We start from the raw sequence: 17,228 nt of genomic DNA, 5'->3' as shown, positions 1-17,228 counted from the left end.
GGGTTCGATGGCCGTCTGCCGGGCGCGGTGTTGCGTTCGGGGTGCCGAGCGTCGCGGCTCGTGCTAGCTAGCGACGAGTTCTTTGTCCAGATGGGGAGCTACCATCTGGCCTTCGACTCCTTCTTTCAATCGATAGCCATGCGGCGCTTCGGGATCGACGTAAAAAGTCTTGGGATAGACGAACTGCTCTTTCTGCTTGCCAAATAGTCGATCGACCAGTCGGAAGCTGCGTGCTAGCAGCTGCTTGGCGTGGGCCGTGGGGCCATCGGCGGCGATGTGCTGGCTCGCGATGCCAAACTTAGTGCGTAGCAAATGGTTGGCCGAATGCACGTTCAACCGCCGGCGAGCCCGCGCGTTTTTGTGCTCGGTCGAGAGCGACACATTCAGCCCTTCGAGATTGCAAACCCGATGGGGGGTGAGCTGTGGCCAGGTAATCAGCTGGCCTGGCTGGGCGTCGTACACGAGTGCGTAGCGATCGAAACTGGGATCGTAGGGCACATCCTCCGACCACTCGCCGGAGCAGACTTTCTCGAGCACCTGCGACGACGCGAATCGGTTATCGAACGGCGGGTACACCCACACTCGTTTGGTGCCGCGGATGTGCCACAGCATGTTCACCGGCATATCAACGTGATACGGAACCCACGCCGAAGGGGACGAGATCAGCAGATTCGCGGTGCGATTCTCGGCAACAAAGCCTGCCTTCTGCTGCTCGATATCGTCGTACAGCGAATGAATCGCCCGGGCGTAGTCGGGGTGGTTGTCGATCATCCGCCGGCAGTTGATCCAGAGCTGACCCTCGCGAACCAACTGCACCAGTTCGCGGCCGCTAACGCCGTTGCGTTCGCCTTCGCGCCAGTCGAACACATCGGGATCGACTCCCATGGTGTTGATGCTCAGGTCCTCCGCAGGATGGCTATCGATGATGTCAGCCAGGGCGTCGTCGGTAAACATACCGGTCTCGGCCAGGCCATGCTGGGCGACGAGCACGCCTTGTTCAACGGTGTCGAAGTCTTCTTGGGTCCAGTTGCGGAGGAGCGAGTCGTTCATGGGCATAGGTTTCTTGCAGAGAGGGTAGAGCAGAAGGTTGGTTCTGCCAGAGAGCAATGCAACCGCTGGGCCAATCAGCTAAACAGGCGAATTCCTGGCGTTTTGCGAACTAGCATGTTGCTCTCACGCCACACGATGAAGCGTTGGCGAAACATCGCAGCGGTTTCATTCGCTAGCAATGCAGGCAACCGCCTAAGCTGCCCAGTCTGCCAATCGTAGCGATTGTGCGGAAAGCGTTAAGCGTAGTGGTTGTAGCGGTCCGATGTTGTTTTCGAACCCCCACCGGTCTACCGTTCCGTTGGAAAATTGAGTCGGAGAGTTAGTTGTGGAGCTAAAAGCAACCGCTAAGCATTGTTCTGTTGCGTCGATCCTGATGCTGGTGCTCTGTATGGGCACGCAGGTAAGCGGACAGGGAATCGATTATCAACTGGGGGTGGGATACAACTCCGGCGACTCCATCGGCCTCGACGATGGCTTCAGTCGCTTCGAGGCGTGGGTTCCGCTGGGACAGCCGGTGATGGACACGATCGTGTTCGCCGACCTGCGGTTCCTGTTGTACAACGACAACTCCGACGCATTGGGCTTCAATGCCGGTCTCGGTGGACGCTGGCACGATGTGTATCGCGATCGCATTTGGGGCGGCTACGCCTACTACGATCAGCGCGATCTGGGAGTCACCGACTATCAGCAGATCACGTTCGGCGTGGAGAACCTCGGCCGCTTGTGGGACTTCCGCTTCAACGGGCATATTCCCCTGAGCAACGATCCCACGATTCTCCCTCTCGGCGATATCCAAACGTCGTTCGTCGGCGAGAACATGATTCTCTCGAACTTGACCATCGAAAACGCCATGCGTGGCATCCATGGCGAAATGGCTCGTCTGTTGGTCGATCGTGGCAACTACCAAGTTCGCGCCGCGATTGGTGGCTACGCGTTTGAAGATCCCGATCTCGACGTCACCGCCGCCGGCCCGCGGGCGCGGCTCGAGTTCCGTGGCGGCGACGAGTTCTGGCTCTCTGGCTACGTGCAGCACGACGACGAGTTCGAAACCACCGGCGGTGTCACCGCGGTCTGGCGATTTGGCGTCACCGGCAGCGGTCGCCATGAGCATTCGTCGTACAGCGTGGCCGCGCGGATGGGCGACCCGGTCGAACGCATTCAACATATCGCGGTCCATCGCACCGAAGGTGGTAGCGACACTTCGATCGTAGCCAACAATGCCGATGGAACGCCGATGACGTTCGCCCATGTCGATTCGGCACTGGTCGGCGGCGACGGCACCGCAGAAACGCCGTTCGCGTCGCTCACCGACGCGCTCGCGACCACGGCCGACGTGGTTTACGTGCATGGCAACAGCTCGTTTAATGGCAACTTCACGGTCAGCACCGCCGGCCAACAGGTGTTTGGCGAAGGGGTGACCCACACCGTATTCACACAGCAACTCGGCTACGTCGTCATTCCGACCGTCAACGGCGGAGCACTGCCGCAGATCACCTCGGCTGGCACCGCCTTTACCGTGGCTGCCAACAACGTGGAACTGGCTGGCTTCGACGTCACTGCTGGCGCGACCAACGCGGTGGTCGCCAACGCGGTCTCCGATCTCACGGTTCGCGACATGCAAGTGACCGGAACCACCGGCTCCGGCTTTAGCTTCACGAATCTCACTGGCGACCTCAACGTATTGGACAACGTGGTCACCAGCAGCGGTGGTTCAGGCATGGAGGTCACTGGCGACCTGAGCGGCACGATTGCTGACAATACGTTTGATAGCAATGGCGCGGCCGGTATCGGCATAACTGGCCTTGTCACCGGGGACATTACCGGCAATACCACCAATTCGAACACAACAGATGGCATTTTGGTGGCGGGAAGAGTTGAGGGCAGCATTGCTGACAACACCGCCAACTTGAACACCGCATCGGGTATTCGAGTGACGGGATCAGCCACTGGAAACATTACTGGCAACACCGCCAATAGCAATGGCGAGTTCGGTCTGTTCGTTGGATCCGGAGGGCCGGCCAACGGCGTCGTTGGCAACATCAACAACAACACGACCAACGACAATGGAACTTCGGCCAACGGCGGCGGTGGTATTCTTGTAGATGGAACTGTCACCGGCAACGTGTTCAGCAATGCAGCCAATGGCAACTCCGAAGGCGTCCTCTACGCAGGCAACGGAATCGAAGTCACCGAAACCGTCACTGGCAGTCTGTTTAGCAACACGACCAGTACGAACGAGGGAACAGGCCTCGTGATTCGCGACATCACTGGTAGCGTGAATGGCAATACGGCTTCAGGCAACGGTGCGGGAGCCGCTGGTGGCGACGGCATCATTATCTTGGGGGCGGTTGGAGGATCGATTGTCAGTAATATTACTAACGACAATATCAAAGGTGGTGTTGGTGGCCATGGTATGGTGGTTGCTGGCAATGTAGCCGGTGCTGTGACTGATAACACCGCGAACAACAATGGTGGTGCAGGTCTATCGTTCTCCAGCGGTGTGACCGGCAACGTGAGCGGCAACTCGGCCAACAGCAACGGCGGTGCAGGTATCGTCGCAGCCATGTTTGGGGCCGACGTCATTAACAACTCGACTTCGACCAACGCACTCGATGGCTTGCTTGTTCAAGGAAACGTAACCGGTAGCGTCAGCAGCAACACCGCGTTGGGCAATGGCACCTCGGTTGGCGGCGAAGGTGGTACCGGTATTCTGGTTACCGGCAACGTTGGTGGCTCGGTCAGCAGCAACACCACGAATCTCAATATTGCTGGTTCGGTCTCCGACGGCGACGGCATTCATATCGCTGGCACCGTGGGTAGCGATATCGCATCCAACGCGGCCACCAACAACGGTGGCTACGGCATCACCGCTGGCTCGACCGTCGATGGCTCGGTGAGCAGCAACACCACGAACGACAACGCTTCGGGTGGTATGCTCTTCACCGCGGTTACTGGTAGCATCACTGGCAATACGGCCAACTCGAACGACGCAGTCGGTATTCAGGCGACTAGCGTAGGGGCTTTGGTCAACAACAACGAGACCAACCAAAACGATTTCGGCGGCATGATTGTCACCGGCAACGTGGTCGGCAGCGTTTCGAATAACACCGCCAGCGAAAACGGTCAGTCGGCCGGGGGCGAAGGTGGTAACGGACTCGTGATCGGAGGCAATGTAGGTAGCAACATCACCGGCAACACCACCGAGTCGAACCTCGGCGGCTCTGTCGACCAGGGCGATGGTCTGGTCGTCTCTGGCGACGTGACCGGCACCGTGAATGCGAATATCTCCAGTTCGAACGCGGGTAACGGTATCGTCGCCAATAGCGTCGGCAGCAACATCACGACCAACACCACCTCGAACAATGGCTTCGATGGTCTGCAAGTGACCACCACCGTGGGTGGCAACGTCACCGGCAACACCGCGTCGGACAACGGCCAATCGGCTGGCGGCGAAGGTGGCAACGGCATGACCTTCGGCGGGGCGGTGACTGGCAACATCACCAACAACATTGCCTCGAACAACCTGGCTGGATCGGTGAGCGATGGCGATGGTATCCATCTGGCAACCGCCCACGCGGCTAGCATCAGCGGCAATACCACCAGCTTCAACGGCGGCGATGGTGTGTCTGTCGACGGCGACCTCGATGGCAATCTGGTGAACAACACCGCTTCGGGCAACGCTGGCGATGGTCTCAACATCAATGGCACCGTGACTGCCGACGCCTTTACACTTACCACTGGTGTAAGCGGCAATACCACCAGCAGCAACGGTGGCAGCGGTATCAACATCGCCGGCGGACTGGTTGCCTCGTCGGCAAACCCAGTGCGATCCGCACTGGCGAACAACACCGCGTCGAACAACGGTGTTCATGGCATCGGAATCGGCGGCGACGTGCGGGCCGACGTGTTCGGCAACGAAACCGAAGGCAACGGTACCTCCGCTTCGGGCGGTCACGGTATCTTTATCGATGGCAACCTGGTCGGCGATATCGAATCGAATACCTCCGAGGGCAACCTGGCGGGAGCCACCTTCGACGGCGATGGCCTGCACATCAATGGCGACGTCGAAGGACCATTCTTCAGCGTGGTCGTGCCGACTTCGACCGCCAGTTCGATCTTCGATAACACCTTCAGCGGCAACGATGGAGATGGCCTCGAGATTACCGGTAGCGTGATCGGTACACTCGATTTGAACGTGGCTTCCAACAACGGCGGCAACGGCATCAACATCGGTGGCTTTGTCGATAGCCTCGACGCCAACGGCGACGCGGTGACCTCGAGCACCACCAACGCGAACGGCTTGAACGGCATGCTGGTCGGTGGCGATGTTGTCGGCAACTTGTCGCTCAACACCGCAACGAGCAACGGTTCCGACACGCAAGGCGGTCGCGGTATCAATATCCTCGGCGGGGTCGATGGTGATGTTTCTCTAAACGTTACCAACTCGAACCTGGCCGGCGTCTCTGGCGATGGCGACGGGTTGGCCATCGCGAACACCGTGACTGGCGACGTTAGCTCGAACACCGCTTCGAACAACGATGGCAACGGCATGACCTTCGGGACCAACATCGAAGGCGACCTTTCCAACAATACCGCCAGCGACAATGGTGGAAATGGCATCGAGGTGGTCGGCACGCTCGATGGCAACGAAGTGGGAACCACCGTCGAAGACAACACCGGAGATGGCCTTCGCATCAACGGCACCGTGATCATTCCATAGTGTGGTTGCACGAGAAACACAGTGAAAAGCACCTCAGCCCGGCGAGCTTCAACTCGCCGGGCTGTTGGTTTTGGGGAGACTTACCATGCATTGCTCTTCCCTGCGGAGACCAACGAATGGAAGTGCCCGAACAATTGTCCGACTACTTGATCGTTAGCGACCTGCGGGACTCGCTGTACGAATTAAGGACCAGGCAGATCAACTGGTTCTTTAAGCTCGTGGTTTGTCTCGTGGGTGGCACGTTTCTCTGCATCATCGCAACCGACGACCGTGGCAATCCATGGATCGAATGGCCGCTAGTCGTTATCGGCATTCTCTATGTAGTGGTTACGGTTACGTTTCGGAGAGAGGTAACGATCGACTTGGCGGCTGGTACCGTTGCGAGTCGCGCGTATGCTGTTTTCCGACAGCCGATTTACCGCCGAAGCTGGCATATTCGCCCCGACATGCGGATTGTCCTTCTCAAAAATCTCGACAATGAAGCCGACTACTACACGCTAGCGATCGCGGATGGTCGCAAGCTCTTTCAGCTGGATGGTCGCCAACCTATCACTCCCGAGGATCGCGAAACACTGGAACAGTTAGCTGTGTTCCTGGCTCAGTTGCTGGGGATTGAGTTTGCCGGTTACGAGTCCCCTTGGAAGCGGTTTTACTGGTAGTAGACTGACTTACCCGCCGACCACGGTCTGCTGCATCTTGGCACCCAAGCGGTCGAGCGCGCGGCTCGAATCGGTCGGGCTCAAGTGAACGTGCAGAATGCTTGGGCCAGAGCGATCATCCCACGCGGTATTCAGCGCGGTATCGAACTCTCCTTCGGTGAACACTTCGTAGCCGGTGCCACCGCCGAGTACTTCGGGCAGCTTGTGGTAGTTCCACGTGTGAATGTCGTTAAACTTGTACTCACCGGGGTGTAAGAGTCGCTCGGTGCCATAGCCGCCGTTGTTGAGTACGATGATGATCGCAGGAATCTTGCGGGCGACGAGGTTCGAGAGTTCCATGCCGGTCATCTGAAAGGCACCATCCCCGACGATAGCGACCACCCGCGCCTCGGGCGAAGCGGTCGACGCGCCGAGCGTCGCCGGCACGGCAAAGCCCATCGACGTGTAGTAGGCGGGGCTGATGAACTCGGTATGCCCGCGCGTCGTCAGTTCGGTCGACGAGAAGAGCGAATCGCCGATGTCGGCAATCACGATCGTGTCGTCCACCAATTGCTCGTCGAGGCGATCGATCATCCGCGAGATGGTCATTTTCTCTTCAGGCTGCAGCACGAAAGGCTGTTTGTTCCAGTCGGTCGGCGCGGGAGGAAGCTGCTGCTTCGGGCGCGGCTTCCGTTCGGCCAAGCCGGCGATGAAGTCGTCGAGCCGTACATCGTGGTAATGGTGATGGCGAATCCGCAGCTCTTCACTCGTTGCGTAAATGCAATCGCTGTGATCCAGCTCGGCGGTGTAGATGCCGAGGTTGATGTCGGTCATAAAGGTGCCGAGCATCACCACGCAGTCGCTCTCTTCCACGTACCTGGTGACTTCGGGTTCACCGAGTGCCCCTTCGTACAAACCCATGTATTGCGGATGGGTTTCGGCAACCACTCCTTTGCCAAGCATCGTAGCAGCCATCGGCAGCCCTGCTTCTTCGGCCAGCTTCAGCACTTGGTCGCGCAACGAGAAGCGATGGATCTCCACGCCCAGCAGCAGCACTGGCTGCTTGGCATTCTCAATTCGCTTGGCGGCTTCCTCCACCGCTTCGGCCAGCGCGCGGGTGTCGCTTACTACCTCTAGGTGTTCGTACACTGGGTTTTGTCCCGGGCGGACATGCACCATGTCGCGAGGAATCTCCAAGTAGACCGGCCGGCTGTATCGCTTGCAGGAAGCGAGCACGCGATCGATCTCGCGGAACGCGGTGTTCGGGTCGTTCAACTCCGCCCCGGCGATGCACAGCTTTTCGAACACGTCGTACTGCGTGCGAAAGTTGCGAACCATATGGTGCAGCAGCGGATTGTGAATCCGCTCGCGCAGGCCTGGCGAGCCAGTGATCATCACCACTGGCGACTTTTCGGCGTACGCCCCAGCGATGGAGTTGCACACGCTCAAACCACCCACGCAGTAGGTAACACAGAGTGCGCCCATGCCTTTGACGCGGGCGTAAGCATCGGCCGCGAATCCCGCGCAGTCTTCGCGGGTGCAACCGATGGCGTTCAGCTCACTCTTTTCCAGCAACGTATAGAACGACAGCACGTAGTCGCCCGGGATGCCGAACACGTCGGCGATGCCATAGTCCTGGAGGCGGCGGATCAGGTACTCGCCGATCGAGGGATTCGAGTCTCCAAGGTGGGGGTGGGCGGGCACGGTCATCGGCATAGTGGCGTTCCTTCGGGCAAGCAATGAGTCGACTAGCCAGCGAGCAAAACCTCGCCGGCTAGCCGCATTGTACCGCAAAGTGGTTATTCGCCATACATCGCGATCCGCTCATGGCGGCGAACCACCAGATACAGCACCGCCCCGAGCAGGTGACCAAAGAAGATCACCAACGCCCATAAGATTTTATCGTTGGTGTCCGAGGGTTCCTTCACCAGACACTCGATAAACATCCAGAGCCAAAAGATGTTAGCTGCAATGGCCAGGAACACGAATATCAGGATGCAGGGTAACCCAATTGCCAAATCTACCATCTCTCCTCCCCTCACAAAGGCATATAAACAGGTACTATTCGCTTGTTTATTCGCCGACTGGAGAGGGATCTTGGCAATCAGCGGCTAATTGGCCACCATTTTTGTCACCGTGTCGGTAGTAACGGGATTAATCACGCCTCGCTCGGTGATGATGCCGGCAATCAGCTCGGCCGGAGCGACGTCGAACGCTGGGTTGTAGACCTCGACCCCCTCGGGAGCAAACATCACTCCCCCCGGTTTGGTGATCTCGCTGGCAGCCCGCTCCTCGATCGGGATTTCAGCGCCAGTCGCCAGCGACAGGTCGAACGTGGTGGTCGGCGCGGCCACGTAGAACGGCAGCCCATGAGCCTTCGCGTGCAGAGCAACTCCGTAGGTGCCGATCTTGTTGGCCGAGTCGCCATTGGCCGCGATGCGATCGGCCCCCACGATGGCAGCAGCCACGCGTCCTTCACGCATCACCTGGGCGGCCATCGAGTCGCAAATGAGCGTTGCTTTCACTCCGCGGTCGGTGAGCTCCCACATGGTAAGCCGGCTGCCTTGTAGCAGCGGTCGAGTTTCGTCGGCATACACGTGCGGCCCAAAGCCTCGGCGGTGCAGTTCGAACAGCACCGCCAAAGCGGTGCCGTCGCCGCCAGTGGCTAGCGCGCCGGTGTTGCAGTGGGTGAGAATGCCGCTTCCTTTGGCCAGGGTTTGTTCCAGCAAATCCGCCCCATGACGCCCGATGGCCGCGCACTGCTCAGCATCCTCAGAATGTATCGCTTTGGCTTCGGCCAGCAGCCGCTCTGCAAGCTCGTCGCGGTCGGCGTCGTCGGCGACGCGCCGCATGCGATCGAGCGCCCAGAACAGGTTGACCGCAGTCGGGCGGCTGGTCGCCAGGTGGTCGCAGGCCGACTTCACCGACTCGTGCGAGTCGCTGGTCGCCAGCACCACCGCGTAGGCGGCCGCTACCCCGATGGCTGGTGCTCCGCGGACCGAAAGCTTGCGAATCGCCCACCACACGTCGTCGACAGTTTCGCAGTCGAGCAGTTCCGTTTCGGCGGGTAGTTTGGTCTGGTCGATCAACCGCAAATGGCCGTCGACGCCGCCAATCCATTCAATGGTGGGAGTAGACATGGTTCGAGAGTTCCGTGCTGCGTGCGAAGTCTTAAGCAATGCACAGAGTCTAACCGAGCAAGCCGGGTGCATGCTACCGACTCTCAAGAGCTGAGCTTACCTCTCGCAGCAGAAGCTTACTCTGGCAGGTTCCAGCCGATGGAGAGCCAGCCGTTGCCGCTCTTAGCTTCTTGCATCAGCAGCGGGCCTTTGTCGGCAATGCGTTCCGGCAGCTCGAGCGTCGGCAGGTTGATCTCTTTGGGGAAACCACGGCCGGATTCCGCCTGGCGGTTCAGCTCTTTGGCCAGATTGCCCCGCAGGCCGACTTCGCGACCGCTAAGGCCTTTGCCGTCGGCCGGATCGAATGCGGTGGGGAACACCTCGATCTCACCCTCACGCACCAGGGTGAGGCCGCCGTCCTCGACCTGCATCCCGTAGGTGGTGACGATGTCCCACCCGTCGTAGGTCGAGTCGCCTGCAGTGAGTCGAGTTGCGTGTAAGCGGAGCCGAACCTGGTTGTCGAGGAACTCGATCGTCACCGGGCGTTGGCGACGCAGTTGCATGCTCCAAGGCTTGAACTCGTCGGTGTCGTCGCTAGCTTGTTCCTCGCGCTCTTCGCGGGCTTTGTCGATAGCCTTCGTCACCGCTTCAGGCAACGTGACATCGAGCTTCGGCTCGCTGGTGGCCGTGGCCTTTTCGACCGTCGCCCCACCGAGGTAGGTCGTCATGATGTTGGCCACGGCGGTCTCGTGCAGATTCACGGTCACGTCGTATGCTGCCGACAGACCCTCCGGCGTAGTGTCGGCGCCGAGTTGTCCGCGGGCGGCCTGCAGCAGTTCGACGTTCAGCGCGTCGTCGGTACTCGAGAAATGCACGAAGCCAGGCTCGGCGTCGCGATCGGCCATCGGTTCCTTGAAGCTGTGCAGGTACTCGTAGCGGGCGTCTTGCAGCTTCGGCAGCAGTTCGTCGTCCATGTTCTCGGCAATGCGCTGCTCGGCGTGTCGCGAGGCAATTGCGTCGGCCTGTGGTTTCTTCTCCGCCACCTGGCGTTCGCCGATGGCCGAGATCAAGCGACTACCGATGCCGCCACCTTGCTTCTGGACGCTCTGGGTCACCGTACGAGTGGTGGCCGACACTTGGGCCGGGTAGTTCCAGAAGTTGCTATCTTCGAAGTCCAGCCGCTTGGTGGCCGTGAACGGGGTGGTGCCGCTGCTGCGAATCACCACCGGGCCGTTGTAGCCGACCGTCTGCGATTGGGTGACTCCTTCGAGCGTCATCTTCAGCGACGCCTTCTCGTCGTTCGGCATCAGGTCGATCGAGACCGAAGCCGTCGTCCAACCGGTACCGTGGATCGAGGTGCCGAGAATGCAGTCGTTCACCGGCGAGTTGTTGTCGACCGGTTCGCTCAGCAGCTTGTTGATAATCGTCTCCGAAATCTGCGTCTGCAGATTCGCGTGTCCAAAGCGTTCGTTCAACAACTCGTTGAGCTTGGGAGTGCGATCGATGCTCGAGAAGAACTCCAACCGGCGTTCAATCTCGTAGCGTGCGCGGGCCGAAGGTTCGCTCTCGTAGCGATCAAGGTACTTGGTGAGCAGTTCCAGCTGGCGGGCGACCGCACGTTGCTGATCGTTCACCCGGCCGATATTCACCAGGCTCAGGTAACGGTCAATCGCCTCGCGAACCCGGCGGAACGCTGGCAGCTCGGTGCCATCGGCGCCGGAGCGAAGTTTATCGAGGGTCTCGGCCAGCGCTTGCAGGTCGGGATCGGCAGGGTTGTCGATGTTCTTCTTCACACCCTCCCACTTCAGGTAACGCTTCCAACGCTCGCCCCGATCGCTGCCGGGGATGAGCAAGGTTTCGAGCTCCGTAGCAGCCGCGGCCAGCTCTTCACGCTGGGTCTCCAGCTCTTCGGGCGAAACAGGTTGGTACTTGGTCTTGGCTTCTTCGATGGCGGTGGCCAGCTCGCCATCGACCGCGAAGGTCGTCAGGGGAGCTGCAATAAGCGTCACAGCAGCGAATGTCCAGCAAGCGAGTTGCAGTCGATTCACAGAAGGCATGTCGGTTAATCCTAAGCGCAATCCAGAGTGGCCGGAGGGGGGCGTTTTTGTACAAGCGCCCTGGAATCCCGGTGCCGGCAAAGTCTTCCCAATCTACCCCGCTGCCCGTGGGTTGTCCATCGACAGCAGCGGGCCGATCGCTGACGGGAGTGGCCTGATTAACCGACAAATTCCGCAGAAACCCGCGGTTTGCCTGCTTATAGGTCGCGAAGCTGCTTGAAGAAGTCTTCGGCGTTGTCGCGCTGAGTACGCGGCAAGTGTTGGCTCGTTTGCGGGTCGGCAGGTTCCGAGTTCGCACTCGACAGTTCCTGCTCCTCGGCTACCTGAGTATCGCCGCTGATGTTCGGACCATCGGTGAATCCGCCGAACGTGGCCGCACCCTGTTCGGGTTTCTGACGCACGCGGGTGTCGCGGAACTGGGTGTCGTTCTTTTCGTCGGGACGGAAGCCACCCCCTTTGCCTTCGCCCATGCCGTTGCCCATCTTGTTGCCCTTACCTTGACCTTGGCCTTGGCCTTGACCACCCCCCTGGCAGGCTTCGCAACCCTCGCCGTTGCATTGCTCACAGCCCATCGCGTTCTTCGCGTCTTCGAGCTGCTGCAGGGCTTCGTCCAGCATTTCCATCTGGTCGTTCTCTTGCTGCATCTTCTCGAGCTGGTCGGCGATGTCTTTCATCGCCTGCGCGGCGCCTTGTTTGTCACCGTTGTTCATGCACTCCTGGCACTCACCCATTTTCTGGGCCAGCTTGTCGAGGTTGTTCATCTGCTGCTGGTTCTGCATCATCTGGTCGAGCTTCTGCTGCAGCTCGCCCGCTTTCGCGAGGTCGCCATTCTTGCGTTGCTCTTCCACCTGACGCTTGAGCTGCTCCATGGCGTCTTTGTTCGCCTGAGCGGCTTCTTCCAGCTTCTTTTTCATTTCGTTCAGTTGATTATTGAGCGCTTGCTTCTGCTCTTCGGTCAACTGGTCGCTCGCGATCTTGTCCTGCAAGGCTTCGATTTCTTCGAGGGCTTTCTTCCAGTCCCCTTCTTTCATCGCCTTCGCCGCTTTATCAGCAGGACCTTCGCTAAGCTGCTTCATGTTCTCCATCTGCTTTTTCAGCTCTTCGGAGGTACCGAGCTCGGCGCGACGCTCTTCGAGTTGCTTGGCCAGATTGTTGAGCTTGACCGTGGTCTTCTTGCGGTCGGCCATGTCGTCTTTGTTCAGGTCCTTCGTTTCGTCCTGCAGTTGACGAAACATCTCTTCGGCCCCTTCCACCTTGTTCAGTTCGGCCTTCTTCTTCATTTCGTCGAGCTTCTTCTGCAGCTCTTCGTTGGCTTTCTTCACGCGAGCTTTGGCCTCGGCCGAGACAACCGAGGGCTCCACGCTACTCACCGCCTGGCGATTGCTGCCGAACACGATGAGCGCGGCCATCACCACCGCGGGTACCAATGGCAACCACGCGCGGCGATCAACGTGTGGGCGGAACTTCTCGCTGATGTCGATGCGATCGATCCGGCGGGCAGCGTCGTGCAGTAGCGCCTGACCCGCTGGCGTTTCCAGATCGGCCGGCGCCAGAGCCAGGCTGCTGGCCACGCGTTCGCGAAGATCGTACCGGCGATCGATTTCCATGGCCGCGTCTTGCGCGGTGCGGCACTTCAGCCAGGTCATCACCGATGCGGTCACAACACCCGCCACGCAGGCACCAATCAACCAGCCGAGCGCCCAGGCGTCCGGCAGCTTGGGAATCACCATCAACTGCGGCAGCGCAATCGCAATGGCAGCCACGATGAACGCCGCAAACAAACTCCACACTAGATACTGAAGGAACTGTTCGACCACCAATCGGCGGCGAGCGCGACGCACTTGAGCGAGCAATTGGTCCATGACAGTCTTCCTGAAAACAGTAGGTGGAGCGGGTACAACCTTACCTAAGTATATCGGACTCAGCATGCGGGGTCACGTAAGATTCCCCCGGTCTGCAAGCATTCCGTACTACTATTCGTAAGACGCACGGCCGACTTGGAAAGTTCCATAAAACCTGCGGGCAACGCTCTTTCTAACTCCCCCAGATGGGATAGTTCCCCAGTCTTCCCGAATAGATTCCCACGCCGGCAATAGATTCCCACTGCTGGGCAAATAGATTCCCAATTTACCCACCGATGGGAAAATTGAATCTCCGCCCACGCTACAAAACTAGCGGTTTTCGGTCGCGAATAGATTCCCATTCCCAATAACGCATCGAGTGGGAATCTATTTTCCCGCTGGGCACTTATCGCAAGTCGTTGGTGGGTAATGAGTTGCATCAACACCTCCGCGATAGTTGCCCAAAATAGATTCCCATGGGTGGGAAACTATTCTTGGTTGGGAGTTGGGGGTTGGAAGTTGGGAGTTCTGAATGCGAAATGTCATCTTGAGGGAGCTTCCAGCGACTGAAAGATCTCAGCTAGCCATTTCGGGCGTGTCACCAACAAGCGACTCGTAGGATGGGACCAGGAGCTTCCAGCGACGCAGCCCCACCACCGCTTTGCCACCCGCGCAGCAGTGAACGCCCACGCAGGCTACCATTCGCCTGCGCGTCGCTAGTCGTTCGAGTTCAAAACAATCATCACATCGCAATCACCTCCAATCACTAAAAAGCCAACAGCCGAGAGCTGAAAGCCGACAGCCTCAGTTGCCTGTCCATTAGAACACCATAGGTGGCCAATTCCCAGCGAAATCTGGTGAGAATAAAAGCACAAAATTCACCCTCCCGCTTGCGGGACGGGTCGGGCTATCAGGCCCGGGGAGGGTAGCACCAGAGTGCGGCGCGAGAATCGAGCCAGCATGGCAGAGTCGCCGTGACAGCGGAGCAACTGGGTAGCACCAACAGCTGGGCGCACGACGCATTGCCACTTCGCAAAAACGCCCACGCCCAGTTGTCGGTTGGCGAAGCCCAAAAGGCGACCCCATCCGTGACGATCCGTGTTCATCCGTGGCTAGAAGAAAACGGATTCTAACGTCCCAGGCTACCCGTTAACACCGATCGTTCGTCGGGCTCGTTGGCTTCTCCGTTCTCCGAGTGTCGCGACGCCCCACACAAAGCAACCAACACACTGCTGGTAATTGGGTAACGTGGCGGATCATGATCGAGCCGACATACGATCGGGAAAGGGTCGGTGACAAGCTAGCAATGGAAACTATTTTGCGGACGCTGTAGTGGTGCCACTCTGCCAGTTCTAGCCGTGCATGGAGACTACTGCATCTCACCTAAGCGATAGTGAATGGACCTGTCCCCGTTGCGATGCTCACACTTGATAGTTCCGCTCAGCTTAACTGATTAGCAACAAAATCTCGAACGCCTTGGATCATCAGCTTTACATCACCATCTTCGAATTCCCCTGGATGACCATGGGCGGCTGAGTTCCTGATCTTTGCCCATGCCCGAACCTGGTCGGCTCGCATTTTATTGTAGACATTAGCTTTTGCCAGATCATCGTTCATCTTGTTGAGTTTCTCTGATGCCTCGACATTATCAGTCTGTTCACAAAGCTTGCGAAGTGTGGTCTCGAGAACAACACCAGCTGTAACAGCGGCAGGGGTCTTATAGCCAGATGCCAAGAAGTGATCAGCTTGCTCCAACTCGTCCGAAAAGACTTCTGCATGAACTAGTACGTCTTTCCTGAAATCCATTCCGCTGCTATATGCTGCGGAATGAAAAAGCACATTGTTTGCCTGGACCACCAGGCCCGTGGAGGTTTGGAGCAGCTAGCACGCTCAGGCGCCCGCGCGGCGCAAGTGGTGCGTCGCTGCCAGATATTATTGAAATCGGACTCGGGATGCACCGACGAAGAGATCGCCGAGCATGTGGGCTGCACGACGCGCAACGTCCGAGCCGTCCGAAAGCGGTTCTGCGAAGAGGGCGTCCAGCGGGCGGTGTACGATGCGCCTCGCTCGGGCCGCCCCCCAGAGTTCACCAAGCGGCAGCAGCAACAGGTAATCGCCCTGGCGTGCAGCGAGCCGCCCGAGGGACGGGCTCGCTGGACGCTGGAATTGTTGTGCGAGCACGCGGTGAAGGAAGGCTTCGTCGATTCGCTCAGCGTGACGGAGGTCTCGCTGTGGCTCAAGGAACACGACCTGAAGCCGTGGCGAAAAAAACTTGGTGCGTGCCCAAGCTGAACGACGAGTTCTGTGAGCGGATGGAGGACGTCCTCGAGCAGTACGAGAAGCCGCTCGACCCGAACGAGCCGGTCGTCTGCCTCGACGAGCAGCCCTATCAGAGGGTCGACGACGCGCGGCCGCCCGAGCCCGCGGCACCCGGCAAGATCGCGAAGCAGGACTACGAGTACCGCCGCTGCGGAACCTGCAGCGTGTTCGTGGCGGTCGAGCCGAAGGCGGGCAAGCGATTCGTTCAGGCCAAGCGTCACCGCAAGCGAGCCGACTTCGCCCGGTTCGTCCGCGACCTCTTGAAGCGCTATCCCGACGCAGAGCGGGTTCATCTGGTGATGGACAACCTCAACACGCACAACGAGAAGTCGTTGATCGAAACCTTTGGCGAGGAGGCGGCTCGGCCAATGCTGGAGCGGATTGTGTGGCATTTTACCCCCAAGCATGCCAGTTGGCTCAACATGGCCGAGATCGAAATCTCGGCCATACAGCGACAATGCCTGGGACGTCGGTTGGCTTCGCTCGACAAGGTTCAAAGCGAACTCTCCCACTGTTCACGCGACCGCAATCGGAAGAAAATCAAAATCAATTGGACCTTCCATCGAAAAGACGCCAAACGCGTCTTCCCTGAACTCTATAGGAAATGACTTCCGGGACGACGTACTAGGTTTGTGAGGTCGAAAAGGTATCCGCCCTCAAACTCGTCTCTTGCGGATTGGAAGACTGCCCACATGTTTCTAAAGCTCACATAGGTCCGTGAACTGTTGTCAACTTCCATTACGCGTCTTGAGAAGGCCTGGTGTGTAGGGTGATACTCGCCAAAAACCCTTCTGAGCAGACTATGGGCGGAGGTGCGCCACTGGACATAGAGTTCAGCATTCACTAGATCAGCATGATTCTTGGAATTTTGAACCGCTTGCCCAAGAGTATTGAGTTCGCTGAACCGCTTTTGGACTTTATCCACCTTGCACGCCCTTATAGTAAATGACCACCAAATCTCTGACTTGTCAGCATTCCCCAGGTCCCGACAACAGGGGACTGTTAACTCCATCTTCACTCTCTGCTTCAAAGATGAGTTCCTGGACGCCCAAATTGCTTTCGCGGACGTTCTTTAGCTTAGCATGGCGGAGCAAGTACCTCACTTCCGCATTAATACAGTGGAGTTCGCCATTGGGAAGAGATGAGGGGCCTGAGTAGCCAGACACGCGAACACGAACCGTTGCTCCGTACTTGGGCTCTGCAAAGCCAACTCGTTGCAAGCTGCCGCTCTCTTCCTTTACGTCGATAACGTTTGGAATCTCAATGGCGGTCCCGCTGGACTCAAAGATGACTCGCCACTTCATGATCTAGTTTGCCTTCTCGGGTGAGGATTCTAAAGCCGGGATTATAACACCTTGAGCTAGATAATTGTGAGTGGAATGCATGGCGATTCAAATTCTCACGATGGCCAGTCTAGCGAATAGTGGTTTGACAGGAAACGGGTACACGACCAGGAGACTCTGAGGATATCCCATTCGTAAAAA

At 58.4% G+C, this 17,228-nt stretch carries 11 protein-coding genes; 4 read left to right on the top strand and 7 right to left on the bottom strand.

The window, feature by feature from the left end:
• Positions 1 to 63 precede the first annotated feature (63 nt).
• A complete protein-coding gene (locus Pan181_RS24425; protein ID WP_197528669.1) occupies positions 64 to 1,050 on the bottom strand; it encodes a cupin-like domain-containing protein in 987 nt (328 codons plus the stop codon).
• A 373-nt stretch (positions 1,051 to 1,423) separates the two neighbouring features.
• On the opposite strand from Pan181_RS24425, the gene Pan181_RS24420 reads away from it, so the two are divergent.
• Together Pan181_RS24420 and Pan181_RS24415 are read left to right on the top strand one after the other, a co-directional pair.
• Complete coding sequence (locus tag Pan181_RS24420) at positions 1,424 to 5,770, top strand: beta strand repeat-containing protein (protein ID WP_145251392.1); 4,347 nt, start codon at positions 1,424 to 1,426, stop codon at positions 5,768 to 5,770.
• A 116-nt stretch (positions 5,771 to 5,886) separates the two neighbouring features.
• On the top strand, positions 5,887 to 6,429 hold the full coding sequence (locus Pan181_RS24415) for a hypothetical protein (RefSeq protein WP_145251390.1): 543 nt from the start codon (positions 5,887 to 5,889) through the stop codon (positions 6,427 to 6,429).
• 9 nt (positions 6,430 to 6,438) lie between these two features.
• Here the strand turns inward: Pan181_RS24415 and Pan181_RS24410 are convergent, their stop codons facing one another.
• The 6 genes from Pan181_RS24410 to Pan181_RS24385 form a co-directional block, all read right to left on the bottom strand.
• Entirely contained in the window at positions 6,439 to 8,118 is a 1,680-nt protein-coding gene (locus Pan181_RS24410; protein WP_391484005.1) for an alpha-keto acid decarboxylase family protein, read from the bottom strand.
• An 89-nt stretch (positions 8,119 to 8,207) separates the two neighbouring features.
• Positions 8,208 to 8,426 (bottom strand): PLDc N-terminal domain-containing protein, encoded by a 219-nt coding sequence (locus Pan181_RS24405; protein ID WP_197528668.1) that lies wholly within the window; start codon positions 8,424 to 8,426, stop codon positions 8,208 to 8,210.
• A 93-nt stretch (positions 8,427 to 8,519) separates the two neighbouring features.
• The gene (gene mtnA / locus Pan181_RS24400) at positions 8,520 to 9,548 is read right to left on the bottom strand and encodes an S-methyl-5-thioribose-1-phosphate isomerase (RefSeq protein ID WP_145251384.1); all 1,029 of its coding nucleotides are present in this window, start codon (positions 9,546 to 9,548) and stop codon (positions 8,520 to 8,522) included.
• A 116-nt stretch (positions 9,549 to 9,664) separates the two neighbouring features.
• Positions 9,665 to 11,584 (bottom strand): hypothetical protein, encoded by a 1,920-nt coding sequence (locus Pan181_RS24395; protein ID WP_145251382.1) that lies wholly within the window; start codon positions 11,582 to 11,584, stop codon positions 9,665 to 9,667.
• Positions 11,585 to 11,781: 197 nt separating this feature from the next.
• Positions 11,782 to 13,446, bottom strand: coding sequence for a hypothetical protein (locus tag Pan181_RS24390; protein ID WP_145251380.1), 1,665 nt, complete (start codon positions 13,444 to 13,446; stop codon positions 11,782 to 11,784).
• A 1,419-nt stretch (positions 13,447 to 14,865) separates the two neighbouring features.
• A complete protein-coding gene (locus tag Pan181_RS24385; protein ID WP_145251378.1) occupies positions 14,866 to 15,231 on the bottom strand; it encodes a DUF4145 domain-containing protein in 366 nt (121 codons plus the stop codon).
• Positions 15,232 to 15,252: 21 nt separating this feature from the next.
• Between Pan181_RS24385 and Pan181_RS24380 the strand changes: the two genes are divergently transcribed.
• Together Pan181_RS24380 and Pan181_RS24375 are read left to right on the top strand one after the other, a co-directional pair.
• Complete coding sequence (locus tag Pan181_RS24380; RefSeq protein WP_145244956.1) at positions 15,253 to 15,717, top strand: helix-turn-helix domain-containing protein; 465 nt, start codon at positions 15,253 to 15,255, stop codon at positions 15,715 to 15,717.
• Positions 15,705 to 16,352: an IS630 family transposase gene (locus tag Pan181_RS24375; RefSeq protein ID WP_145244957.1), complete on the top strand. Its 648-nt coding sequence runs from the start codon at positions 15,705 to 15,707 to the stop codon at positions 16,350 to 16,352. The genes Pan181_RS24380 and Pan181_RS24375 overlap by 13 nt, the downstream gene beginning before the upstream one ends.
• Positions 16,353 to 17,228: the final 876 nt, after the last annotated feature.

Source organism: Aeoliella mucimassa, from assembly GCF_007748035.1.
Classification (GTDB): Bacteria; Planctomycetota; Planctomycetia; order Pirellulales; family Lacipirellulaceae; genus Aeoliella; species Aeoliella mucimassa.
The sequence above is the reverse complement of the archived record's forward strand: the minus strand, read 5'-3'. Positions and strand labels throughout refer to the sequence as shown.